The sequence below is a fragment of the Chloroflexota bacterium genome, from assembly GCA_026710945.1.
In the GTDB taxonomy this organism is placed as follows: domain Bacteria; phylum Chloroflexota; class UBA11872; order VXOZ01; family VXOZ01; genus VXOZ01.
The window spans coordinates 86,942-109,573 of the sequence record JAPOQA010000046.1 but is presented as its reverse complement, the minus strand read 5'-3'; the positions used below and the strand labels follow the sequence as shown (position 1 = coordinate 109,573).

Here is a 22,632-nt window from a genome sequence, read left to right as displayed (position 1 = left end):
CGCACGAGGAGCCGCGCCGCATGCCCGTCCGCTCAGAACCTTAGCTCTGGGCTTTACCGCACGAGACGGCGAAACGGCTCGCGCTTCGTCTCGGCTTCCAGCAGCGTGTCTAGCTCCCCGGCGAGAGCGCGTTTCACGATCTCCAAAGACTCCGCCGCAGCCGCGGCAGTCCGTGCAATGTCCGTATCGGTGTGCGCCAGCGTGGCCGTGAACGTCATCGGACAGAAGATGCCGCGCTTCACCATTTCCTGGATGAAGAGCGTCTCAATCGGCTTCTTCAAGTCGGTTTCCGGCAGGTCGAATACCAGCGTCGGCAGGGTGTGGACGCCGGTGACAGAAGCCGCAATGCCGACCGATGCTATGGCGTCCTGCAGCGCCGCCCGCACCTTCTCGCCGATTTCCTTGAAGCGCGCGGGCCCGTCGCGCCGCTTGAGCTCGCCGATGGTCGCGATCGACGCCGCGAGACCCACGGTCTCGCTCCAGTACGAACTTGAAACGAACATGCGACCGGCGGGTTCCATCGCCGCGCGGGTACCCACTACGCAGCCCATGGCGTAGCCGTTCGACATGGACTTGGCAAAGGTGGCCATATCGGGCGTGACACCGAGCCACTCCTGCGCGCCGCCAAGGGACAAGCGCCAGCCTGATGACACTTCGTCGAGAATGAAGAGCGCGTCGTTGGCGTGACACATGGACTTGACCGCTTCCAGATAGCCCGGGTCCGGCGGCTCGGAGCGCATTGCTTCCATCATTACCGCCGCAACCTCGCCTGTGTGTTCCGCAAAGGCACTTTCCAGGCTAGCAAGATCGCCATAGGTGAAGGGGACCGCGGTGCCTGCCAGCGCCCGGGGCACGCCGATGGGTTCGATGCCCGCGAAGGGAAATTCATCGGTTTCCGGGTCGGCGAGGTAGTTGGCCGATTGGTACCAGTCGTGCCAGCCGTGATAACCGGAGAAGAGAATCTTATCTTTGCCGGTAGTGCCGCGGGCAATGCGGACGGCTACGGCGCACGCCTCGCCGCCGCCCTTGGTGTAGCGCACCATCTCCGCGCTGGGGATGGTGTCCACTAGGATCTCCGCAAGCTCCACTTCCAGGGGGCTGTTCAGGCTATAGAGGCTGCCTTTGTCGATCTGCGCCTTCACGGCGGCGTCCACCACGTCTTCGGCGTGACCGAGGATGATGGCCGTCACGGCGTTCATCCAGTCGATGTACTCGTTGCCGTCAACGTCCGTGAAGCGCGAGCCCTTGGCATGCGCGGCATAGATCGGGCTGATGGGGTGGGCAAAACTACTCGACCGGCGGCTGATGAGTTGCGTCCTGCCGGGGATAAGCTGCTCCGCCTTTTGGTAGAGATCGAGGGATCGCTGGACTCTGCTCTGTGTCATGTATTGTGGCGTCCCTCTTTGTCAACGGTGGCCCGACGAGCCGGTAATGAGGGGTAGACGTACCGGTAGCGCAGGTTTGCAACCTGCGCCCTCTGGTGTGCCGCGGCAGCGAGTTCGGGAAAAGCGCCCACCACGCTCGGACATGCGCGTTGTTGGCAGAAGCGCGCTCACACTCTATCTTGTATCATGTGCGTAGTTGTTTGCAATACGCGAAAGGAGAACACGGTGCGTCTATTCGATAGAGTTGCTTTTCCACTACTCGCTGCCGCGGCGCTGCTCCTCACGACAGGTTGTGCGGTGCAAGTGCGGGAAGTACCGGCCGCACCGCTGGCGGTGGGCGCGACGGCCACGGCACAGATGGCCGCGCCGGACGGCGCCGCCATGGGCACGGTAACCCTGACCCAAGGGCCGCATGGCGTAATCATCGCGGCAGACGTAAGCGGTTTGACGCCGGGCGGCCACGGCTTCCACATCCATGAGACGGGTAGCTGCACGCCCGATTTCGCGGCGGCCGGAGATCACTTCACGCCCAAAGGACGTGGCCACGGCTACGCGCATGAAGGCGGTTTCCACGCCGGTGACTTGCCAAACATCTACGCGGCAGCCGACGGTACGGTGCGCGTTGATGTCTTCACGAGCGACGTGACCCTGACGGCGGACCTCGCCCACTCGCTCTTCGACGAGGACGGTTCCGCGATCATCATCCATGAGAAACCCGACACGTATGGCGAGGATGCCGGGGCCGGCGGTCGTGTAGCGTGCGGCGTAATTGTGCGCAATTGAACGCGCGCTGCCACAGCAACAACCCTCTCGCCCCGGAGATCTCCGCACAACCCGGGCCGCCAGACGAATAGACTCCCTCTCCTCGGGGAGAGGGCCGGGGTGAGGGGAAGTCTGCGCCTTCTCCTGTTAGCGAGACCGCTGACTAGGGGGCATTCATGGTGTTGCCCATGCCTGGGTCGCCGGTTTGAAGGCTATGGTTTGAAGGCTATTCACGTGACGCAAGAACGGCGCGGACGGTTTTGAGTTGCTCGGCATAGAATTGAGCATCTTCGCTGTCGCGCACCTGTAGAGCGGTAATTGCGGCGCAATATTCGGTGTCGCCACACTGCTCTTGACCGGCAAGCAGCTTTGTCAGTCCGATGTAACCTTCCAGCATCAGTCGGCCTTCAGGGTCGCTGCCGTGCTCTTGATTGTACGCATGGGCTGCTTCAAACACAGTCAGGGCCTCCGCATACTGCCTGCCAGCCATGAGATGAGCGCCCAGAAACCAGTAGGTGAATGCTAGTTGTTCTGCGGTCGGGTCGAGTTCATGGAGTTGGCGCACGCTGTAGCGGGCAAACATCATCCCTTGTTGCATTAGCTCAGGTGAGATCGTCACGCCCGGTTCATCCCAGCCGGGCCACGTGAAAGATGCCACGTTCGTCGCCATGCGCTTGGCCGCGTACCGGAGTTCTCTGGCGGCGGCATCGTCATGGCTGTCTAGTTCTTGCGCGCTTGCCAGGCAATAGTGAATACCGGCACTGCCAAAGTGGAGCACTTGTTCAACTGACTTGGCCCTGTGATAGCAATCGAGGATGAGATTCTCGAAAGCCGCGACGACTGCCTGCGTGGCGCCGACGCCTAGCACGTATGCGCTGGCCGCAAATAGGTCTTCCTCTGCGACGCGGCATTGGACCGCAGCGAAGATGTCTTCTCGTGTCATAGTGTCGTACACCGGTGGCTCTTGGCTTGGCAAGTGCGGAAGAATGTCAGTCTACAACCGTTTCGAAGTTGCGTTTCGCACGCAATTGCGCCTAGGAGAGAGTACCAAGCCTCTAAATCCTTGATAAGAGGTAACAGTCACGCAGATCGGCTAAGATCTCGCAAGAAGATATCTTTGTTGTGAGTGTTGAATAATTCGTTGACAGAATCCACTTTCCATTCTGAGGAGTTGACGGTGCATGTCATTCCGAGCGGAGCGAGGAATCTAGGGTCCCTGCTCAACGCACTTTAGCGGCTTCAGCACACTAGATTCCTCTCTTCGCTGCGCTTCGTTCGGAATGACATGTGTACTAGTCATGTCTAGCACTGCGGAAGGATGCTTTCGTACTTGAATCTGTCAACGAATTACCTGACATTTACAATTCCGAGCCAAGCGCCGAACGATGTTCGCGGAATCTAATGCCATGCTGTACGCAGTTTAGTGGACTCACACACGAGATTCCTCACTCCGCTGCGCTCCGTTCGGAATGACATGTACGCAGGCAAGCACAGAGTCTACTCCCATAATTCTTCTATCAGATCTGTCAACGAATTTACTGACACTTTCAGGTATGACATGTGCAGTGGTATGTACGACGCTAGACCCACAACACTTTCCACCAAATCCGTCAATGAACTACCTGACATTTACGCTGTTTTGCGATACGTACTTTATACACTCTCGCATTCAGAATAAACCGTTGAGCGGGCAGCCGTGCGGTCTGGAGGCGCGTTCTCGCGCAGATGGCACACAGGAATGCAGTGACAGGCAAAGGACTCGTTGCCAAGCCACGTTTCCAATCACGTTTTCCACGTACTATAATGACAGGAAAGATGACAATTGTATTGAGGTAGAACACACTGTGCAGCCGCTCGTCAAGACGCACAATCTTCGCCACTCCTATGCCGACGGCACGGAAGTGGATCTGGCCGGATGCGATCTTGCCATCTGGCCGGGCGACCGCGTGGCGGTAGTGGGCGCGAACGGCGCGGGCAAGAGCACCCTCTTCCTCTTGCTGCTCGGCATGCTGCGGCCCAGCGAGGGCGTGGTGCAGGTTTTGGGACACGATCCCGGCAGGGATTTCATCAAAATCCGCCAGCGCATCGGCGTGGTGTTACAGAACGTGGAGTACCAGATTCTGGCCCCAACCGTCTGGGAAGACATTTCGTTCTCACCTCGAAACTACGGGATGCCAGCCGAGGACGTCGCGCGGCTCACGGACGCCGTCATGGAAACCCTGCGCATTGCGCACCTCAAGGACAAAGTCCCCCACTACCTCTCGGCCGGCGAAAAGCGCCGCGTGGCGCTGGCGGGCGCATTGGTGATGCAGCCGGAGTTGCTGGTGCTCGACGAGCCGTTCGAGGGGCTCGATCCCGCTTTCCCTGACGACCTCATCGCTCTTCTCAACACCCTCAACCGCGAGCGCGGCACCACGCTCATCATCTCCACCCATCACCTGGACCTGATCCCAGCGATTTCCGACGGCGTCTACGTGCTGGACGGCCAGCGCGGCATCGTGTGCCGCTACTGCGTGGAAGACCTCTTCGAGCAGGACGAGATGCTGCGGGAGGCCAATGTCTCGCCGCCGATCCTGAGCGAACTGTTTGGCGAGTTACGCCAGCGCGGCGTCGACACCAAGACGCCGGTCACGGTCTCCCAAGCCGCCGAAAACCTCATGGCGCTGATCCGCGACGGCAACGGACCGCCGGAAAACACTGACGATTCCACTTAGCCTGGCGAGCGCCAGCCTCTCTCGCTATTGTTCTGCACGGGTTGCAGGACGACCAAGCTCCTGAAAGCGACTACTGTTTCGTTGCTCGTGCATCTACGAGTCTCGTTGATCAGCAGGAGCGCGGGGGCTTGTCCCCAATGCTGTCGCATTGAGATCAAGGCAATACGCTCAATGGGCGCGCACTGCACCCACTCCCTGGGAGATCTTTGCGTTACTACGCTTACAGGCGAAGTCTATACACCCTCTCCCTGGGGAGACCTTTGCATAACCCCACTTTCAAGCAGGGGCACTCCCTCTCCCGTCGAGGGAGAGGGAACGTTCTCGTTTCCGCTTGGGTTTCGCAAAGGTCTCCTGGGGGAGTGGGCCGGGGTGAGGGGAAACTTCAGCGTTGCGGCAATTAAGAGAAACATACAATCACAGGGACAGCATGCCAACAGGCGGGCGCAGAGCCTGCCCCGTACGTGATACGGGGTCGCAAACCTGGCCTGAGCCATTCAAATGACCTGCGCTACCTTGGAACTGGGGGCGCGGTTTCTTTCCTTAGGAAGTTAATTGCAACAACCTTGGGGCTTGTCCCCCGCTCTTTGGTGCCAATGTCCTACACCGACCCGGGTCGGGCGTGTAGTATAGGTCCGATCACGGACTTAGTAGCTGAGGCGCATGCCGTGTAAGCGCAACGGCAGTTTAGGAAGATCGCGCGGCGGGAATGGGTGAGAGCCCCACTTGCCCTACCGCAAGAAACGGAGAAACCGCGCGGCGCGGGCCACTTTGCGGCCGAGCTGAATGGAACGGTCGAAGTCTTTTCTGATGGAGGGGTCGTTGTCGTACTGTTCCTTCACATCCTTGACGAGGGTGGAGCCGCTGGCTTTCAACGCGCGAAAGAGCTTGGAGCCGGCGATTGGCTTGGGTACCGGAAACGGCTCCTTCTTCGCTCGCTTGAGGTCGTAGGCAGTGCGGTACGTAGGATTAGACAGGATCTCGTAGGCTTCCGCCAACGTCCGCATGCGCGCGGCCACGTCTGCGGTAGCGTCACTCTCTGCTTCCGCCTGCGCGGACGCGAGAGCGCGCCGAAACGCCGCTTCGATCTCGTCGGCTTCGGCATCCTCAGCGACACCGAGTACGTCATAGTAACTTTGCATGGCAAGAGTGCTCGTCGCTTATCGCTCGATAGTCACGTCGCAGGTATCCAGTTCCGTCATCACCATGAAAATAGACTGCCAAACCTCCGTCATTCCGGCGAAAGCCGGAATCTAGCGTGTGCGCAGAGAAGATGGATTCCCGCGTGCGCGGGAATGACGTCAAGAAGCCGCCCTCTCATTTACATTCTGTTGTGTGCCTAGGCAAGGCCATGGCGTTTCCAGCTAATAGCCTGCCTCGTACTTGATAAGAGGCAGGGATTATTCCATCTCCCCCGCCCTGGACTCCGGCGAAAGCCGGAGTGACGGCGAGAAGCCCTGCTTCCCCTATTCACCACTCGTTCCGTATTGAGAATAAACACCGGCGCTTACCACCATCATACTCCCAACCGTAGCCGCATGACGCCTATTGTTCCTCAGCTACGGCGCGGTCTCTTCCGAAATCTTCACCTCACTGGAACCTGGAGGCTTTCCCGAGCGTGTCAGAATCCGGATGACAAAGAATCCGCCGATAAGCAATATCATAAAGACTATGAACAAGATGTCAAGATATTGGTCGATGAAGGCCGCTATCGGCTCGCCAAAGAGAGCGATTAAGAAGCCCACGGCGAAGAAGCGTGCCCCCCGTCCGACCAGTGACGCCAGCATGAAGCGGCCGAAATGCAGCCGAAACATGCCCGCCGTCACCGTGAACACCTTATAGGGAATCGGCGTGAGGGCGGCAATGAGGATCGCCCACACGTCGTAGCGCTGGTACTTCTGCTCAACGAAATCTATCTTGTCTTGCGAAAAGAGGCGGTCTACCACCGGTCGTCCGCCCCACATGCCGATCATATAGCCGATGCCCGCGCCGACGAGCGAACCGAGGAGGCAGATGGCAGCGAATGCCAGCGCGAAGCTCGGCTTGCCCACGCCCAACGCAATCAGCAAGGGGTCCGGCGGCACCGGAAAGATTATCGATTCCGCCGCCGAAAGCACAAAGAGCGCTAACCCACCATACGGCGATTCCGCCCAGGCCAGTACCCAGTCTACGAGATCGTGAAGAAGGTCGAACAGAGTCTAGACCCTTTGACTTAGATGAGATGCTCGATTTCAACGTCGCCCCAGTGCCGTTGGAAGTACTCCGCCACCAGCCGGCGGTGGCAGTGATCAGGCTCGTGCTCGCTGCACAGGAGGCAACTGTTGGCGATGGTTGCTTTCAATCGCTTAACGATGCGAATTCCCTCGGTGGGTTGCAAGCCCTCTGTAAATATGCGCCGTTCGTTCAACAGGGCAACGAATTCACGCTCGTAGGAGTCCCAGTCACACTCTCCCTTACGGTAGGAATCCAGCAGTTCCTTTGTAGGCGCGAGGTCCGGTGCGTGGACATATTCCATCCGGCAAATTTCTTGCAGCAGGTACGCGAGGTTCTCTTTGCCGCCCTTGGCGAAGCCGGCTAGTTGCGAGGCGTTATGCAACCGCACATCCACGAGGCGCTCGGCGCCAGATCCCCGCAGCAGTTCGAAGAATTTAGACGCTGATTTCTTGGTGAAGCCGATGGTGTAGAGCTTCAGGGCACACGCTCCCACTCGGCGCGGCCGGCGGCCTGATCCTGCCAGCGGGCGCCGACGCGCTGCGTCTGGCGTTCCACTGCGTCGTCAATCACCGCCTCCCGCGAGCGAAAGAGATCGCCGTTATGCGGCAATTTGAACTTATCCAGCAGACGAATCACGGCATCGGTGTGAGTTTCCAGATTGCCGTCGGCGTGAATGTGCGCCACGTCCACACCGCGCGCTGCCAACGATTGGGCGACCATCAGCGTGCGGTGACAGTCCAACGGCTCCTTCTCGCTGCACATCAGGGCCAGGCGCTGCGCTGGCGAAGCAGCCGTTCGTCCTGAGCGTGTCGAAGGATGAACGGCTGCGGTGTCCAAGATGTACTCGATACCGCCCTTGAACGCAGCGGTTGCCGCCAGCCTGTCATAGACAACCCGCCCCTCATCGTCGTAGTACGCACGATCCGCCGGTTGGCCGCCCAGTTCCTTGCCTCTAAAGGAATAGCGAATAGCGGCTTGCTTCAAGGTCACTGCCAGGTGCTCTTTATTGAAGTGCGGCAGGTAGCGGCTGTACGGCGCTGAACGCACGTCCACTACCACGTCGACGCCGTGCCTTTGCAGCAGCGTCAAGAACTCCTTTGGCTCGTGATTGGAGTGTCCGATGGTGAATACTGGATTCCGCGTTTCTGTCACGTAAGAAGTCTCCGTTAGAGTTCAATGATGGCTGCGATGAGCTTATAGGCGTATCCCTGATACGGTTCACCCAGACTAACGGTAAGGAAGCACTGACCGATTTGGTACCTGGCGTTTGGCCGGTTCAGGTATATCTGCTCATAGACGGGATCGGTAACCCAGAGACGATATTCCTCCCCGGCATAGCGGAATTGGCCTTTGATCCTCCGCTTGAAGTCGCCCTGCTCTATCCTGGGGGCGAAGACATCTAGCACTAGCTTACCAACTTTAATGAGCTGCAACGAACTTTTCACGGAAACTGCACGCTCAAGGGGCAGCCGGTCATTTCGTCCGTGATGCGTGTGGTAACCGTTTATCCAGAGTGGCCCAGCTGGCTCGGCAAGACCCTTGAGCGCGTCCGGCCCAATGCGCTCTGCTTTTCTCCAGCGACGATTCGGATCCAGCAGCCAATTCTCTTGCTGGTAGCCTTTCGGTCGCGGCTCACGTACCGGCACATCAATGACATCGAGCACACGCGGCTCGCTGCCGCCTGCGTACTGCCGTTCCCGTTCATCCACCGCCTCGTCTTCGCGGTCGCTGACGGGCCGTACCCAAGGGCCGGGACTGCCATCCGCCAAGAGTTCCTTGCCCGCGATGCACCGATCACCCTCTTTGCGCGAGTTGGCGAGACACACGATGCGCTTGACTGTGGTGGAGGTCTCCATAGCCCTGCTCCGTCAAGCGGACTTGACACCGCCAGACTACTCATGACTGTGTTGGTTCGATAATCCCAACATAGACCCTAAACCCGCAAGATCTTGACGATCGATGTGCAGGGCGGTGCGCCTAATCGTCTTTCTCAGCTTGGCCCGCGCCAGTCTGCGCCTTTGGAGGAACACCGGAGCCGCCCTGAGGAGGATTCTTGGGGTCTAAGTTGCCCCTCTCCGGCTGATAACCTTTCTCAAAAGGAATGTCGTTCCGGCCTTGAGTTGGCGCTTTCTCTGTGGTTCTTTCTTCCTTGCTTGACATCGAACGCCTCCTATTAATCAAAGAACTCTACAGCCAAGATATCATCCCTCAGTACTAGTATGCCTCGAGAGCGCTCGATTTTTCCGTCAGACTGAAACTTTCCGTCCTCATCAAGTTGCCAGACTTCTTCAATGTAGATTTGTTCGTCAGCAGGATATGAGGATGCGAAAGACTTCCGATCAAACTTGCCGCCGATTTTGCGACCGTCTCTCAGGTGGACAATGACCCAATAGACTTGCCTCTTGCTAAATACATAATCCCATGGTTTTCGCATAGGATGAATAGTAAATCTTGCGCCAAGTCGAGACGTGGATATCAGAAAGAACAAGATTGGCCATAGAATGGGAAAGATAACCATTGTGAGAACAAGCAGGATGATATCCCAAAGAATGTGCTTAATGGGAAAGTCACCAGATAGGGTTGGGACAATCAGTGGAAGAAGCACTGCGTAGTTGAGAGCACTATAGCCGACGGCTTCAAACAAGGATCGCGAGAAGTCACGGTATTCTCTTGGAACCAAAAGGTCGTAAACTTTCAGCGATATAAACCCAGGAATAAAAAAGAAGAGAAACAGGATGAGCCTATCTAGTTCCCAGATACTCACTTTAGATTCCTCCTCTTGGCATTGGCGCAAGCAGACTCAAAGTCTTCGCTAAGAGTAAGCGTATTACTATCGTGTGAGGGCAACACTCAAGGTTTAAGCGCCATAGGCGCCGATAGTGCATTAGTCCTAGTAGGTGGCCGGCGCGTAGACGTTCAGCGTACGGAGGGGTTCATCGCCGGTGCAGCGGAGTTCGTGGGGGTCGCCGGCGTCGATGATGAGCACGTCGCCGGGGGCAAGGGGGGCGGTTTCGTCACCCACGGTAGCTTCGCCCTGACCGGAGACGACGTAGACCACTTGATCGGAATCCGGGTGGTCGCTGGCGTGGAGGCCGCCGGTCTTCTCGCCGGGCCCGAGTATCAGAATACCGACTTGACTCTGTGCCGTGCCGGCAACAATGCGAAAGAGCGAGTCTTCTGCGAGAATCGGCGCGACGTTAAACGGTTTCATACCCTACCTCCGCGAGAGTGACAACGTTTAGGTAGATCTTAGCGTAAGTCGGATGAACACGTGGAGTAGAATTGTTGCGGCGAAGATCTCCCCTCTATCCAGGAACTTACCTCATAAGTCGGTCGACAAGCTGACTCGTGCTTCGACAAGCTCAGCACGAACGGCTTTTCGCTCTTTCCGTTCCCCCTGAGCCTGTCGCAGGGCAGGTTGACACAGAGCGACGCATTTATGAGAGAGTTTCCCAGGGAGAGTGAGTCTCTTGGAGGGATGCGGGGTATTGTACCTGCTGGCCCGGATAGCGCAACGTACGCCGCGTGCACGATACAGGGTAGGAATTCACACGCGTCCAGGCTACAAACCTACGCTACCGAACCGGCCTCCCCACGTAGGCAGGAATCCAGGATGTGTTCGCTGTGCCGGGCGCTGGATTCCGGCTTTCGCCGCAATGACGGATTAACTCTGGCGACGCTCTTCCCACAGGCTGCGCATGTCTTTTGCGCGTTGCAGGCAAAGTGCGTGTGAGTTGCCGGTGTTACGCCGAGGCTTCTTCCTTTTCGCGTTTGTGCGCCTCTACCACCTGTTCCTGGGTGCTGGCGGGCACTTGCTCGTATCCTATGAATTCAGAATAAAAGGTGGCGCGCCCTTGCGTGAGCGAGCGCAGGTCGGTAGCGTAGCGCAGCACTTCTGCCTGGGGCACTTCCGCTTCCACTTCCATAGTTCCGGGAGATACCATATCCATGTTGTGCACCCTGGCGCGGCGGCTTGTGAGATCGCCAATCACGTCGCCCATGCGGTCTTCCGGCACGCGCACCTTCATCTGCAAGACCGGCTCCAGGAGGACGGGTTTGGCCCTATCCATGGCTTCGCCAAGGGCCATGGACCCGGCAATTTGAAACGCCAGATCGGAAGAATCGACCGTGTGCTCTTTGCCGTCTACAAGCCTTACGCGGACGTCTACCACTTCGCCGCTGGCGAGCGTGCCCTCTTTCATGGCTTCGCGCACCCCCTTGTGCACCGCTTCGCGGAATGGGGCTGAAATTGCGCCGCCGAAGATCTTATCTACAAATTCGAAGCCCTCGCCTCTTCCCGTGGGCTCAATTTCGATATTGCAGACGGCGTATTGGCCGTGGCCGCCGGTCTGCCGTACAAAGCGTCCTTCGGCCGCGGCGGTGCCCATGATCGTCTCTTTATACGGAACTTTCACCGGTATGGTCTTCACGTCTGCGCCAAACTTGCGCTTCATGCGTTCCAGCGCGACGTTGATGTGTGTCTCCCCGATGCCGGAGAGGAGCGTCTGGCCCGTAATTGGTTGGCGTTCCACGTGCAGGCTGGGGTCTTCTTCCGTGACGCGCGCAAGCGCGCTACTCAATTTTTCCAGGTCTTCTTTCGACGTCGGCTCGATCGCGGCGGTGAAGAGCCACTGGGGGAACGTTACGGCCGGCAGCACCAGCGGTTGCTTGCGTTCGGTCAGCGTGTGGCTGGTAAGGGTCTCTGCCAGCTTGGCAACCGTGCCCAAATCACCGGCGGCAATGTGGTCTGCCGGTTCCTGCTCGCGGCCGCGCACCGTGAGCAACTGACCGATGCGTTCCTCAGATTCAGCATTTGCGTTCCAAACGCGGGAATCTGAGCTAAGCGTGCCTGAGTAGACACGGATGAAAGACAGTTTGCCGACGTAGGGATCCGCCAGGGTCTTGAAAACGAAAGCGGCAAGCGGACCATCGGAATCTGCGGCAAGCTCTTGCTCCTCGCCCTCCAGCGTCGCCTTAGCGGCAGCGGTCTCGGCAGGTGAGGGAAGATAGCGGACGATCGCGTCCATAAGGGCGTGCACGCCGACATTGCGCGTTGCGGAGCCGCACAATACCGGCGTCACTTGACCGGTCCGCACGCCTTCATGGAGCGCGGCCTGCAGCTCATCGGCAGTAATGTCCTCGCCTTCCAAGTACTTCTCCGTCAGATCGTCGTCGAGTTCCACCACGTTCTCGATGAGGGTCATACGGAACTCTTCCACCGTATCTTCAAGATCGTCGGGCACGGCGGCTTCAGTCACTGCGTTATCGGCATACAGGTAGGCTGTGTTTGACAAAATGTCCACCACGCCCTTGAAATCATCCTCGGCGCCGATGGGAACATGCAGCGGCGCGACACTGTTGCCAAAGAATTCGCGGAGGCTTTCCACAGTGCTGTCGTAGTCGGCATTCTCACGGTCCATGCGATTGACGAAGATCAAGCGCGGGAGTTCATGGGCGGTAATCCGCTCCCAGGACTCTTCAGTTCCTACCTGCACGCCGCTGGCCACGTCGACGACCAGCACCGCGCCGTCCGAAACGTGGAGAGCGCTGGCTACCTCTCCGGAAAAGTCGGCGTAACCTGGCGTGTCGAGTAGATTGATCTTGGCATCGCTCCACTCTACCGGCACAAGCGAAAGATTGAGAGAGATCTGGCGCTTGACCTCGTCCGGATCGTAGTCCGAGACCGTGCTGCCGTTGTCTACGGAGCCAAGACGATTGATCGCACCGGTCGCGAAGAGCATTGCTTCTGCGAGAGAAGTCTTGCCTGCGCCCACGTGGGAATAGAGCCCAACATTACGAATCGTGTCCGTCGCATACGCCTTCATACGGTTTGTACCCTTACTGGAGAAAGAGGTATAGTGCACTTAAGTCTGGCATTATATACTAGAGCGTAGCAACGCATCAAAGCGTCTTTGTCGCGGGTGCCAGGAGCCCTTGGTAGATTTGCCGGATTGTAGTTCCTTCTTAGGGTTGAGTGCCCTGACTCTTTGTCTATCCACAGCTCACTACGCGACTGGCGACACAATTCTTCCCAATTGATACCCGCCCCGCTGGATTACAGTTTCAGGTAGCGGCGGCCAATTCTACATGCAGCGGGCATGAAGTACACGCATGTCTTGTCCGTAGTTCGTCTCCGGGAGAGAGAAAGCGAGGTCTAGGTGCAGACATGAAGACTTTTCGGGTCGTAGTACTGGCGCTGGGAGTTATTCACGCGCTTCTCGCCGCATTGACAGCCTTAACGGGCGGCTTCGCGGACGGCGGAGACCTCTGGTCGCGCCTCACGCTCATGCTGATCCACCCCGTCACGGCCGCTGTGCTCCTGTATATGGTTATACTGCGTGAACCGTCTCGCAGGCTGCTGATGATTGGGTCGGCACTCATATTGGTAAACATGCTTGCCGATGCCTCGTTGGCGCTCTCCATCCTGTCAGGAAACATGAAAGGCGACTGGTGGCTGGCACTGGTCTTTTCGGCGGTCCCGCTCCTCGGCCTGATCTACGCGGTGACGTTGCTCACCCGCCGCGCCGAGTAGTAAATGCTGCTCAAGAGTCGTGCCAAGCTACAATCTGCGTCCGGTAAGCATGAAATCGCGCTTGCTTGGAACACCTACTACTCGAGGAAAAGGTCCTCTCGTCCAACGTAAAGGAAAGGGGCCATGGCGCAAATCACTAAGCTAGAACATTCGGAAGCTGTACTCTCTGCGGGAGCCTATACGCTGCGGGAAACTGCGGTTCTCCTTCGCGCAACCACTCCTCCTCCAGGCGTAAGCCTAAGACAGTGGAAACTGCGACACGGCGAGTTTATCGAAGCTACAACTCACCACTTGTCGCAATGGATTCGTCGTGGCATGGAGTGGGAAGACCCGCTTAGGGTGTCTAGTAGAGACCGTGTGATAACCTTCGCTGATCTCGTGCGTTTGCGCATGATTGCCTTGTTCCGTTCCCGCAACATAGCTTACAAGGCTATTCTGGCAGCCGAGGATTACATTCGCCATCTGAGAGGCATTCCACAACCCTTCATTACCGAAGAAATGTGGACTGCACGTTCAGAGGTATTTGTGCAATTCACTGGAGAGCTCATTGCGGCGTCGCAGTACGGTCAGCTTGCCTTTAGGGACTTGATGTCTGAATTTCTGGCTCCCGCGCATCACGGTCTCTTGTTTACGTCTGGAGGGAAGCCCGCCCGGTGGAACCCTTCTCCAGCAGTAGTCATTGATCCTGAAATTCAATTTGGTGCGTCTTGCATAGATGGCACGCGAGTCGAGACGCGCTCGCTGTGGTCGCTCAATCAGGCCGGTGACAGCGAAGAATGCCTCGCAGAGGCATTCAACTTGCAGAAGGCTCAAGTAGAGGACGCGATAGAGTGGGAGCGTCTTCTTTCCAATGCCGCCTAGGTCAATTCGGTTCTTTCTCGATGAAAACCTGCCGCCACAAGTCGCACGAGCCCTAGCGCTGGTTGGTTACCCGATCACGCATCCGGAGGATCACGATTAGCGCGGCGAAAAGGACCCCGACCTAATTGGGTGGCTAGGACGAAACCAGTTCGTCTGGATTACGAAAGACGATGACGCCAGAAAGAGGTACATCAATCAAATTGGGCAAGCAGGAGTTTCAGTCGTTTGGGTTCGGGGACTTGACGGAAGAAAAAACAGGGTCAACACACAGCAAGTGCACCTTATGTTGACCGTAAAGCTGCAAGATCTTGTAGAAAAACTGCAGGAGGCTACCGTCCCGCGCCACTTTATGCTTTATCTCTCGGGTAAGCGGCCGGTCCTAAAGCCGCTGCAAGCTGATACTATCCAGCCTCGTAAAGCCCTGCGTGCCCGGAAGGGACGCTGATGTTCCGAATAGAATGCTTTGCGCCCTATAGCAAGCGCGGAGCCGCAGTTATCCATCGTGTATGTCCTTAAGTGGCGGATTTATGATCTTAGAGTCTGTTTCGCATAGCGGCGATACAACACATCGTCTACAGGTAAATTCTGAATTGAAGGGCTGAGTCCAGTCTCATAATTGGGCAATTGCAGCTCTCTCTAACCGAATGGGGTGCGTGATGGCAAGCCAACTTATTGGATCGTTCCACACGCGGAGTGCGGCGCTCCTCGCGGTAGAGGAGCTGGCGGTGCTTGGCTTCGAAGTGGAGATGGTCAAAGTCGAGCACGAAGGCTCTCGGGCTGCGTTGATCCGCCTTGTCCTACGCGGCGCGCAAGGGGGCGTTATCGGCGGGGCGCTGGGTCTCGGCACGGTCTTCGTCGTGCCGAGCGAATTCTTACTGCCAGTCATGGTTTTGTGCGGCGCGGCCGGCGCGCTTCTCAACATTCGCCTGACCAGTCAAAAGGCGCTCCCGATAGAAGTGCAAGATACCAGCGTCCAAGCCCTTGTGGTCGTGCGGTGCACCGACCTTGATACCGCGACGATGATTCTCAGAAAAGAGGGGAGCACCGCAATAAAACTCACGGGAGCGCAGGCGGTTGCGGACGTTGATGCGGACGCGCCGAACCGCGCCTAAGCGTTCTAGTGAGTCCTAATGTGAATTGACGACCGGCGCGGCACGCACCACTCAATTCTCTTCCTGCTGCTCCACGTGCTCGAAGCGAGCCGCAAGCTCTGCAGCCGTCGCGGCCTGTGCCACCTCATCCGTACCACTATAGACCCGTGCCACCGGTGTACTGTCTGCTACTGCCATTCCTCGCGCAGCTAGCAGGTCCGCGTCTTGCTCCGGATCAAGCCATTGCACGATTTGACCCGGCGTATGGATGCGCAGCGCCTGTTGAAACAGGGCGTGTGCCGCTGGCGCGGCGCGCGCGCCGACCACGAGAATATGCGTCGGCTCGCGCAGCAGACGGTCTACCGCCTGTCCGTAGGGCGCGCCAAAATGCCCAAAGTACCGAAACGAATCTGCATAGTTTGCGAGTGCCGTCTGGGCGCTCGAGCGATAGTCTTCCCTGGTGGTCAGACGCCACAGGCGAATCAGGAGCTCAGCCACTGCCGCTGTATCTGCCATCACCTCCTGACGCTGGGCCAGGAGCCCCAGCGGCGCCTCCGACTCTTCGTCACCCCAAGCAGCGGCGAGTCTAGGAACGCTGTCCCAAAAGCCGCCGGTCGCAGGATCATGATGGACGCGCAGGATGTGGTTGGCTACCGCCTGCGCTCGGTCCAAATACTTTCGCTGGCCTGTGATTTCGTAAGCCTGCACCAAGGCGCGGGCGGCGGCGGCTTGGTCCGGCAGCCACCCCCAGCCGTACGCGGTTCCGATCGGGTCGCAGTCTTCGACCAGGTCGCAGGCTTCGACCAGGTCGCAGGCTTCGACAGGGTCGCAGGCTTCGACAGGGCCGCAGGCTTCGACAGGGTCGCAGGCTTCGACAGGGTCGCAGGCTTCGACAGGGTCGCGGGCTCCGCTCCAATTGCGCGCGATGCCGCGTTCCGGGTCCCACATCGCGTGCCAGAGATGCGATAGGATCGCAACCGCGTGGTCGCAGTAGGCGGAGTCTTCCGTCGTGCGGTAGGCATCCAGGAAAGCCTGCGCCGCCAGCGCATTTTCCTTGGCGTGGACTACCGGATCGATGCATGTTTCGCCGAACGCGATCCGTTGCGCCGCAGGCAGGTTGTAGTACGCGTCCGGGGCAAAGAAACCCGCGTAGAACGCTCCGGAAGCGGGATCGCGCAGCTTCGCGACCAAGAACTGCAGCACACGCGCGCCGGTCTGTGTGAAGCTTTCCTCACGAAAGACGTGTGCGGCTTCCATGTAGAGCGAGGCCAGCGCCGCATTCTCTTCCAGCGTGCATTCACGTTCCGGGTCTTCCCACAGGGCGTCGTTGGCAAAACGGAAGAATACCCCATCCTCCCGCTCGAAGAGGTTGCTCAGCGCCATGATGTCGAGGGAGTGTTTGACCAGCGCGGCCAGATCGTAGTCAAGCGCATGCTGGCACCACTCCAGCGCAAGGCCCAGCGCTTCCGTATGGGTGAATTTGGGAGCGTCGCCGAGACCGCCGTTCACGTGGTCGAACGCGGCGGTGATGTAGGCGACCGATTCGGCGGCGATTGCGGGCGTAAGCACGCCGTCCGTGGCCTTCTCAGCAGCCTCAGCCTCCCGCCGCTTTTCTTCCAACGCGCCGAGCTTCTCGCGGATGGTGTCGCGATTCTTGCGGTACTCTTCGGCGAGTTCCACCAGAAAGTCGCGCATCTCCTGCACGGGAATGTAGGTAGCCCCCGCCATGAGCTCGCCTTCCGGCGTGAGAAATGCTGTGGTGGGCCAGCCGCCGCGGTTGTAACGCCGGTCGATGTCGGGACGTTCGGCGGCATCCACCCGCACCGGCACGAACTCGGTTTTGATGAGATACTGCACCGTGTCGTCGGAATACGCCCGCTCGTCCATGAGATGCGACCACTGGCTCCACGCCGTAGTGATGCAGAGCAGGATAGGCCGGTTGCGCGCTTGCGCCTCGGCAAACGCCGCTTCCGACCACGTGCGCCAGGGGATGAGGTGCGCGCTGTGCGGGCGGGGCGAGAAACGATACTGCTGTGTGAGTGGACCGGGATGGTACATGGCGTTCTTCACGAGAGATTACTTGTGTAGGTGACTCCATTATACCGAGAGGCCGCATTGGCTACCGCGTGACTGTCCGGGTCAAGCGAACCGGGTTCCAGTGTCCTGCTGCCTACCAGTCGGGCGTCAGTTGACGATGTCTGACGCGAATCGTGTACGCGCTGCCAATCCGATTCCATGCGGTTTCCCTCCTTTGACGGACCGGCAAAATGCAGGCTAGAGTGCCTAAGTGGTCTACTGAAATCTGATAAACCGTCGCCAAGTCTAAAGGAGAGGCGGATTCAATGCGCGCGTTTGAACTCGACGTGCACATGCGGGCAGTCGGCACGTGGGTTGATTGGAGCCATACCGTGGATACGTTCAAGTCAGGCGATCCCGGCTTGAACGTGCGCGGCATTGCCGTGGCGTGGCAGAGCCAGTTTTCTACGCTCAAAGCCGCGCACGCGCAGGGATTCAACTTCTTCGTAACCCACGAACCCACCTTCTACGTGCACCGCGATGACGATCCCGGCGCATATGCCGATACCTACACAGAAGCAAAGGGCCTCTGGCTGGCGGAGACCGGCATGGTCGTCTACCGCTGCCATGACGTGTGGGACGTGATGCCGACGCACGGCATCCGCGATAGCTGGGCGCGGGGTCTCGGACTGGAGGGGCCGCCGCTGACCGAGGACGAGCGCCACTGGTATGGGCTCTATGCGGTGCCAAGCCAAACTGCCCAGGCCTTGGCGCAGAGCCTGGCCGCGCGGCTCAGCGCCATTGGACAGGACCAGGTGCAGGTGGTCGGCGACCTCACGCGCACGGTGGAGCGCTTGGCCATCGGCACGGGCGCCGCCTGCCGCGTGCCTCACATGGCGCAACTGCGCGACAAGGAGGGCAACCCGCCCGACGCACTGCTGGTGACCGATGACGGCATGAGCTTCTGGCGAGACGGGAGTTGGGCGCTGGACCGCGACCTGCCCCTGCTGGTCGTAAACCACGCCACCGCCGAGGAGTGGGGCATGCGCTCCCTGGCAGAGTACCTAAAGGCACACTTCCCCGGCGTTCGTGTGCAGCACTTTCCCCAAGGCTGCCAGTATCAAAGCATACGCGCCGAGGATAGCCAAGTGCCATAACTCTGTTGACACGCTCTTGCCATGGTCGGCTCGCTCATATGCGGCCAGCCGTTGCAGGGACTTGAATCCAGAGCAGACTCACGACCGTTCTTCGGGCCCCCTTACGCCGCAGCAGATTCTGGCATCGCCATCGCCGGAACCACTTGAGCAAACTCATCACTCTAGTACTCAAAGAGCCACTCCCTCGTGCGAGACCTCCCTCTCTTTCCTTAACATATTCCTCTGCCCTAAGCGACTCTTGTAGAACCCCTTTACCGTGATGGGGAAATCCGGGTGGTGCAGGGTGAAAGTTGGCTGCATAGCGAGTATTCTCAAGCTACCCTCAACCTTCTGGATTCCGGCTTCCGCCGGAATGACGGAGCTGTGCAAAGGTCTCCGTCAAGGGAGTGGAGACTTCCTCGCTGCGGCAAGAGTTCTGCAAAGTTTGCTCTAGCGAGACCCTTGTAAGACCCTGCCCAGAGGCCCAAGACTTACTCCCTCTCCCTGGGGAGACCTTTGCATAATCCTCGCCACAGCGCGGATGTCCCCTCTCCCTCGACGGGAGAGGGCTAGGGTGAGGGTGAATCTTTGCAAGTGCAACCTAGCCCCGCCTTCCGTCGAGAGTGAGGTAAAGTTCCTGCAGAGCCGATGGGCCAAGTGGCCTCCAGACTTGCGAACGAGTGCCCGGCGAAACTGCCGACCTCTCGTCCTAACGACAGGTAAACGTGCCTGGAAGTTAAAATACCTGCCTATGCGGCATTTCCACTGCGCATGCCTTTGAGTCGAGTGCTATTCTTTACAATAGGCGTGACGTGTGAGAATTGAAGAATTAGCTCGAACGCAATTGCGGTGAACTGACAAGAAAGAGGCAACCATGTCCCAGTTTCATGAGCGCTACGGGCTGACGCCCATTATCAATGCCTGCGGCAAGATGACGCATCTGGGCGCGGCGGCGGTGCCGCCGGAGGTCGTGAGTCGCGTCGCGGAGGCCATGTCGGAGTTCGTAGACATGCCGGAATTCCTGAAGGTGGCGGATGCGGCCATTGCCGACGCCACCGGCGCCGAGGCCGGCACGGTGACCCACTGCGCGGCGGCGGGCATCACCGTGACCTGCGCAGGGGCCATGACCGGCGACAACCTCGGCAACGTGCTCTCCCTGCCCGACACCACCGGCATGAAGAATGAGGTCATTATCCAGAAGGGCCATGCCGTCAATTTCGGCGCGCCGATTACTCAGATGATCCGCATGACCGGCGCGACCGTGGTGGAATTCGGCGAGGTCAACCGGGCCCTGCCCGAGCATATGGCCCGCGCCATTACCCTTAACACGGCGGCAGCAGTCTTTGTGCTCTCCCACCATACCGTGCAACATAACCAGCTTTCGTTCGCGGAGTTCGTGGCGATTGCGGACGCTCACGGCGTGCCCGTAATCGTGGACGGTGCGGCGGAGGCCTTTCTGGCGCGCGAGTTGTTGGAACAGGGCGCGGCTGCGGTGGTTTTCAGCGACCAGAAGCATCTCAACGGCTTTACGGCCGGTGTCGTTGCGGGCAGCCGCGAGCTCATTGACGCCACCGCCCGCCAGACCATGGGCCTGGGCCGCGCCATGAAACCGACGAAAGAAGGCATTGTGAGCGTCATCGCCACCATGGAATGGCTGCGCACGTTCGACCGCGACGCCTATTTCGCGGACATGGACGCAAAAACAGACCCCGTGGTTGCAGCCATGGCGGACATCCCCGGCATCACGGCAATATCTGAGCCGGACATCACCGGCAACCCGCAGGCGCGGGCGAAGATCATCGTCGATCCCGCCGTCACCGGCACGACGGCTGAGGCAGTCTGCGAAGCGTTGAAAGCCGGCACGCCGTCCATCCACCCCCGCGCCCACCACGTAGATGAGGGGTTCTTCTATATAGACCCCGTCGAATTGCGCCTGAGCGAGGTACCGACCGTGATAGCGCGGCTGCAGGAGATCTTTCAAAACGCCAGAGTTCCGGTCGAGGTGTGAGAAGAACAGATTACGAATAATAGGGAATGGCGGTTATCAGTACGCAAGACTGTGCATCACAGCGTCAGAACGGTCTGTCATGCCACTTACGAGAGAAGACGTAGTTCAGACTATTTTCCAACACCGCCAGGAAATTGCAGAACTCGGCGTTGCCGCCATTGGGCTGATTGGCTCAGTCGCACGCGATGAAGCCCAAGATTGCAGCGACCTGGACGTCGTTATTGACTTGCCCCCAGAACATCAAACTCTGCGGGAATACTTCGCCATTATCGATTACCTGGAGGCACAGTTCGGCAGCCACGTAGACGTGCTCATGCTCGACACACTGCGGCCAAGGTTTCGCCAAGCCATCGAGAGGGACATAATTTGGGTAGACCTGGGTAGAGCAGGTACCCAGCATGAAGACGCCAAGCCTCTTACATAACCGGTACTCGTTCCGCATGCGCCGCAACCGCTTTCGTCAAGGACTCGGTTGCCTCTCCCGATACTTGTGAACGAGATCGCACGCGCCGATAACCGCTGCCGCTACGTCCTCGCCGCGGCCAAGGTGCTGCATGGCTTCGTACATGGCAATGTATTCCCAGCCGGGCTCTGGCTCCGGAATCGCCCGTCCATGTGCCAGCGCGTGCTGTATCGCGGCCACTTCTGACTGACGGAGGTCAGTGCGAAATTCTGACAGCCGCGCGACCGCCGCCCTACCGGCGGGTATCGAGGCCTGCTGCTGCATGGCGCGGTTGAAGCCCAGCAGCGCCGTGTACGCCTCCTCGGGGCGCTTTGTCCGCGCGGCAATCGCGAGACCAAGGCCGGCTCTCATGGGCACGGCATGCACTCTTCCCCGAGGCAGCGGAGCCATGCGAAACCCTCTCAGGTCGAATCGCGAAAGGGGATGATCATAGAGCATTGCCGGCAGCGAGCTTCGATTGAAGAGTAACTCCTGCAAGTCGACGCCGGTAAGCGGTGGCGAGACGCGCTGCTTGTGCATCAGGTCCTGCACGAATTGCAGGGCCGCCCTCGCCGCCGGTTCCCGCAACCGGCATTGTGAGCTCTCCGGATCAAGTACCATCGCTTCGTTCTGCCACAGCGCCCACCAGACCTCCTCCAAATGGGCGACCAGCCCCCAGCGGGCCACCGTGCCGTCTTCCGAATACGTGGTGAGCCTCGCGGCGTTCTCCGCCAAGTCGTGCCAGTTCCAGCTTGCGTCCGGTGGCGGCACGTCGTGTTCCTTGAGGAACGCTTCATCGTAGTAGAGCATGAGCGGACGCGCGGCGATGGGCAGTCCGTAGAGAACGCCGCTGCTGCGGAATTCGCTGACTACACTTGGGAAGAACTCCCGCTCCAGAGCTGCATCCGCGGAGTCGCTGAAGGGGTCCAACGGCAGCAAGAGTCCCTCCCGTCCCAGCCAGTGCGCCTGGTGCGGCTGCACGGTCACGAGGTCTGCCTCGAAATCCTCCAGCATTGCCTCCGCCGCCTTCAGGGCCTGCGCCTTCACCTCCTCGAACTCTTTAGCGGATATCTGCGTTTGATAGAATACCGGGTCCAACTCGTAAAAGAAGCGCAGCGCAACACGGTATCCGACCCGCGTGGGCCCTAGCTTATTCTCTTTATCCGCCTCCAGCGTACTTACCGTCCGGATGTACTTTTCCTCCGGCCACCCAGTGAACGGAAAGCCAAACGCAAACTGCTCTTGACCAACGGCCGCCACTCTTATCTCAACTCCCGGCGGAGGGCTCGGCGAGGATGGCGGAGAATCTAGGGTGCTACAGCCGGCAGCAAGCGCCGCTGTGCCTGCGAGTAACGACCGCCGTGAAAGCATCGCCCGGCTCCTTTCGGTACCACTGGCCAAGCGCCCTTTCTTGCAGTCTACGCCAAAGAATGGCAAGTTCAACCAACTTACCGGTTTCTCTTTCCGCCTTTCC

At 58.9% G+C, this 22,632-nt stretch carries 22 protein-coding genes; 8 read left to right on the top strand and 14 right to left on the bottom strand.

Annotation, left to right across the window (positions count from 1 at the left end; all coding sequences use genetic code 11):
• Nucleotides 1–53 precede the first annotated feature (53 nt).
• Nucleotides 54–1,385, bottom strand: coding sequence for an aminotransferase class III-fold pyridoxal phosphate-dependent enzyme (locus OXE05_09605; GenBank protein ID MCY4437572.1), 1,332 nt, complete (start codon nucleotides 1,383–1,385; stop codon nucleotides 54–56).
• 225 nt (nucleotides 1,386–1,610) lie between these two features.
• Between OXE05_09605 and OXE05_09600 the strand changes: the two genes are divergently transcribed.
• Nucleotides 1,611–2,168 carry a superoxide dismutase family protein gene (locus OXE05_09600; protein ID MCY4437571.1) on the top strand — a complete coding sequence of 186 codons (558 nt, stop codon included), beginning with the start codon at nucleotides 1,611–1,613 and terminating at the stop codon, nucleotides 2,166–2,168.
• Between the two features lie 205 nt (nucleotides 2,169–2,373).
• Here the strand turns inward: OXE05_09600 and OXE05_09595 are convergent, their stop codons facing one another.
• On the bottom strand, nucleotides 2,374–3,090 hold the full coding sequence (locus OXE05_09595; GenBank protein ID MCY4437570.1) for a hypothetical protein: 717 nt from the start codon (nucleotides 3,088–3,090) through the stop codon (nucleotides 2,374–2,376).
• 670 nt (nucleotides 3,091–3,760) lie between these two features.
• Between OXE05_09595 and OXE05_09590 the strand changes: the two genes are divergently transcribed.
• A complete protein-coding gene (locus OXE05_09590) occupies nucleotides 3,761–4,861 on the top strand; it encodes an ABC transporter ATP-binding protein (protein ID MCY4437569.1) in 1,101 nt (366 codons plus the stop codon).
• Between the two features lie 728 nt (nucleotides 4,862–5,589).
• Here OXE05_09590 and OXE05_09585 read toward each other — a convergent pair.
• The 9 genes from OXE05_09585 to fusA form a co-directional block, all read right to left on the bottom strand.
• Nucleotides 5,590–6,000 carry a DnaJ domain-containing protein gene (locus tag OXE05_09585; GenBank protein MCY4437568.1) on the bottom strand — a complete coding sequence of 137 codons (411 nt, stop codon included), beginning with the start codon at nucleotides 5,998–6,000 and terminating at the stop codon, nucleotides 5,590–5,592.
• Nucleotides 6,001–6,417: 417 nt separating this feature from the next.
• Nucleotides 6,418–6,975 (bottom strand): VTT domain-containing protein, encoded by a 558-nt coding sequence (locus tag OXE05_09580; protein MCY4437567.1) that lies wholly within the window; start codon nucleotides 6,973–6,975, stop codon nucleotides 6,418–6,420.
• Nucleotides 6,976–7,070: 95 nt separating this feature from the next.
• On the bottom strand, nucleotides 7,071–7,550 hold the full coding sequence (locus OXE05_09575) for a DUF488 domain-containing protein (GenBank protein MCY4437566.1): 480 nt from the start codon (nucleotides 7,548–7,550) through the stop codon (nucleotides 7,071–7,073).
• Entirely contained in the window at nucleotides 7,547–8,224 is a 678-nt protein-coding gene (locus tag OXE05_09570) for a DUF488 domain-containing protein (protein ID MCY4437565.1), read from the bottom strand. The genes OXE05_09575 and OXE05_09570 overlap by 4 nt, the downstream gene beginning before the upstream one ends.
• A 14-nt stretch (nucleotides 8,225–8,238) precedes the next feature.
• A complete protein-coding gene (locus tag OXE05_09565) occupies nucleotides 8,239–8,928 on the bottom strand; it encodes a hypothetical protein (GenBank protein ID MCY4437564.1) in 690 nt (229 codons plus the stop codon).
• Between the two features lie 121 nt (nucleotides 8,929–9,049).
• Nucleotides 9,050–9,232, bottom strand: a complete 183-nt coding sequence (locus OXE05_09560) for a hypothetical protein (GenBank protein ID MCY4437563.1) — start codon at nucleotides 9,230–9,232, stop codon at nucleotides 9,050–9,052.
• Nucleotides 9,233–9,245: 13 nt separating this feature from the next.
• Nucleotides 9,246–9,836, bottom strand: a complete 591-nt coding sequence (locus tag OXE05_09555; protein ID MCY4437562.1) for a DUF6338 family protein — start codon at nucleotides 9,834–9,836, stop codon at nucleotides 9,246–9,248.
• Between the two features lie 126 nt (nucleotides 9,837–9,962).
• Nucleotides 9,963–10,283 (bottom strand): cupin domain-containing protein, encoded by a 321-nt coding sequence (locus OXE05_09550; GenBank protein MCY4437561.1) that lies wholly within the window; start codon nucleotides 10,281–10,283, stop codon nucleotides 9,963–9,965.
• 532 nt (nucleotides 10,284–10,815) lie between these two features.
• Complete coding sequence (gene fusA, locus OXE05_09545) at nucleotides 10,816–12,897, bottom strand: elongation factor G (protein ID MCY4437560.1); 2,082 nt, start codon at nucleotides 12,895–12,897, stop codon at nucleotides 10,816–10,818.
• Nucleotides 12,898–13,238: 341 nt separating this feature from the next.
• Between fusA and OXE05_09540 the strand changes: the two genes are divergently transcribed.
• The 3 genes from OXE05_09540 (at nucleotide 13,239) to OXE05_09530 (ending at nucleotide 15,577) form a co-directional block, all read left to right on the top strand.
• Complete coding sequence (locus tag OXE05_09540) at nucleotides 13,239–13,604, top strand: hypothetical protein (protein ID MCY4437559.1); 366 nt, start codon at nucleotides 13,239–13,241, stop codon at nucleotides 13,602–13,604.
• Nucleotides 13,605–13,727: 123 nt separating this feature from the next.
• Nucleotides 13,728–14,465: a DUF433 domain-containing protein gene (locus tag OXE05_09535; protein ID MCY4437558.1), complete on the top strand. Its 738-nt coding sequence runs from the start codon at nucleotides 13,728–13,730 to the stop codon at nucleotides 14,463–14,465.
• Between the two features lie 656 nt (nucleotides 14,466–15,121).
• On the top strand, nucleotides 15,122–15,577 hold the full coding sequence (locus tag OXE05_09530) for a hypothetical protein (GenBank protein ID MCY4437557.1): 456 nt from the start codon (nucleotides 15,122–15,124) through the stop codon (nucleotides 15,575–15,577).
• Nucleotides 15,578–15,628: 51 nt separating this feature from the next.
• On the opposite strand, the gene OXE05_09525 is transcribed toward OXE05_09530, so the two are convergent.
• Nucleotides 15,629–17,626 (bottom strand): DUF255 domain-containing protein, encoded by a 1,998-nt coding sequence (locus OXE05_09525; protein MCY4437556.1) that lies wholly within the window; start codon nucleotides 17,624–17,626, stop codon nucleotides 15,629–15,631.
• Nucleotides 17,623–17,793, bottom strand: coding sequence for a hypothetical protein (locus tag OXE05_09520; GenBank protein MCY4437555.1), 171 nt, complete (start codon nucleotides 17,791–17,793; stop codon nucleotides 17,623–17,625). The genes OXE05_09525 and OXE05_09520 overlap by 4 nt, the downstream gene beginning before the upstream one ends.
• 105 nt (nucleotides 17,794–17,898) lie before the next feature.
• Between OXE05_09520 and OXE05_09515 the strand changes: the two genes are divergently transcribed.
• The 3 genes from OXE05_09515 to OXE05_09505 all read left to right on the top strand — a co-directional run bounded on the left by OXE05_09515 (nucleotide 17,899) and on the right by OXE05_09505 (nucleotide 21,140).
• Entirely contained in the window at nucleotides 17,899–18,729 is an 831-nt protein-coding gene (locus OXE05_09515; GenBank protein MCY4437554.1) for a Nif3-like dinuclear metal center hexameric protein, read from the top strand.
• Between the two features lie 853 nt (nucleotides 18,730–19,582).
• On the top strand, nucleotides 19,583–20,716 hold the full coding sequence (locus OXE05_09510; GenBank protein ID MCY4437553.1) for a PLP-dependent transferase: 1,134 nt from the start codon (nucleotides 19,583–19,585) through the stop codon (nucleotides 20,714–20,716).
• Between the two features lie 79 nt (nucleotides 20,717–20,795).
• Complete coding sequence (locus OXE05_09505; GenBank protein MCY4437552.1) at nucleotides 20,796–21,140, top strand: nucleotidyltransferase domain-containing protein; 345 nt, start codon at nucleotides 20,796–20,798, stop codon at nucleotides 21,138–21,140.
• 36 nt (nucleotides 21,141–21,176) lie between these two features.
• Here OXE05_09505 and OXE05_09500 read toward each other — a convergent pair whose 3' ends face one another.
• Complete coding sequence (locus OXE05_09500; GenBank protein MCY4437551.1) at nucleotides 21,177–22,529, bottom strand: extracellular solute-binding protein; 1,353 nt, start codon at nucleotides 22,527–22,529, stop codon at nucleotides 21,177–21,179.
• Nucleotides 22,530–22,632 lie beyond the last annotated feature (103 nt).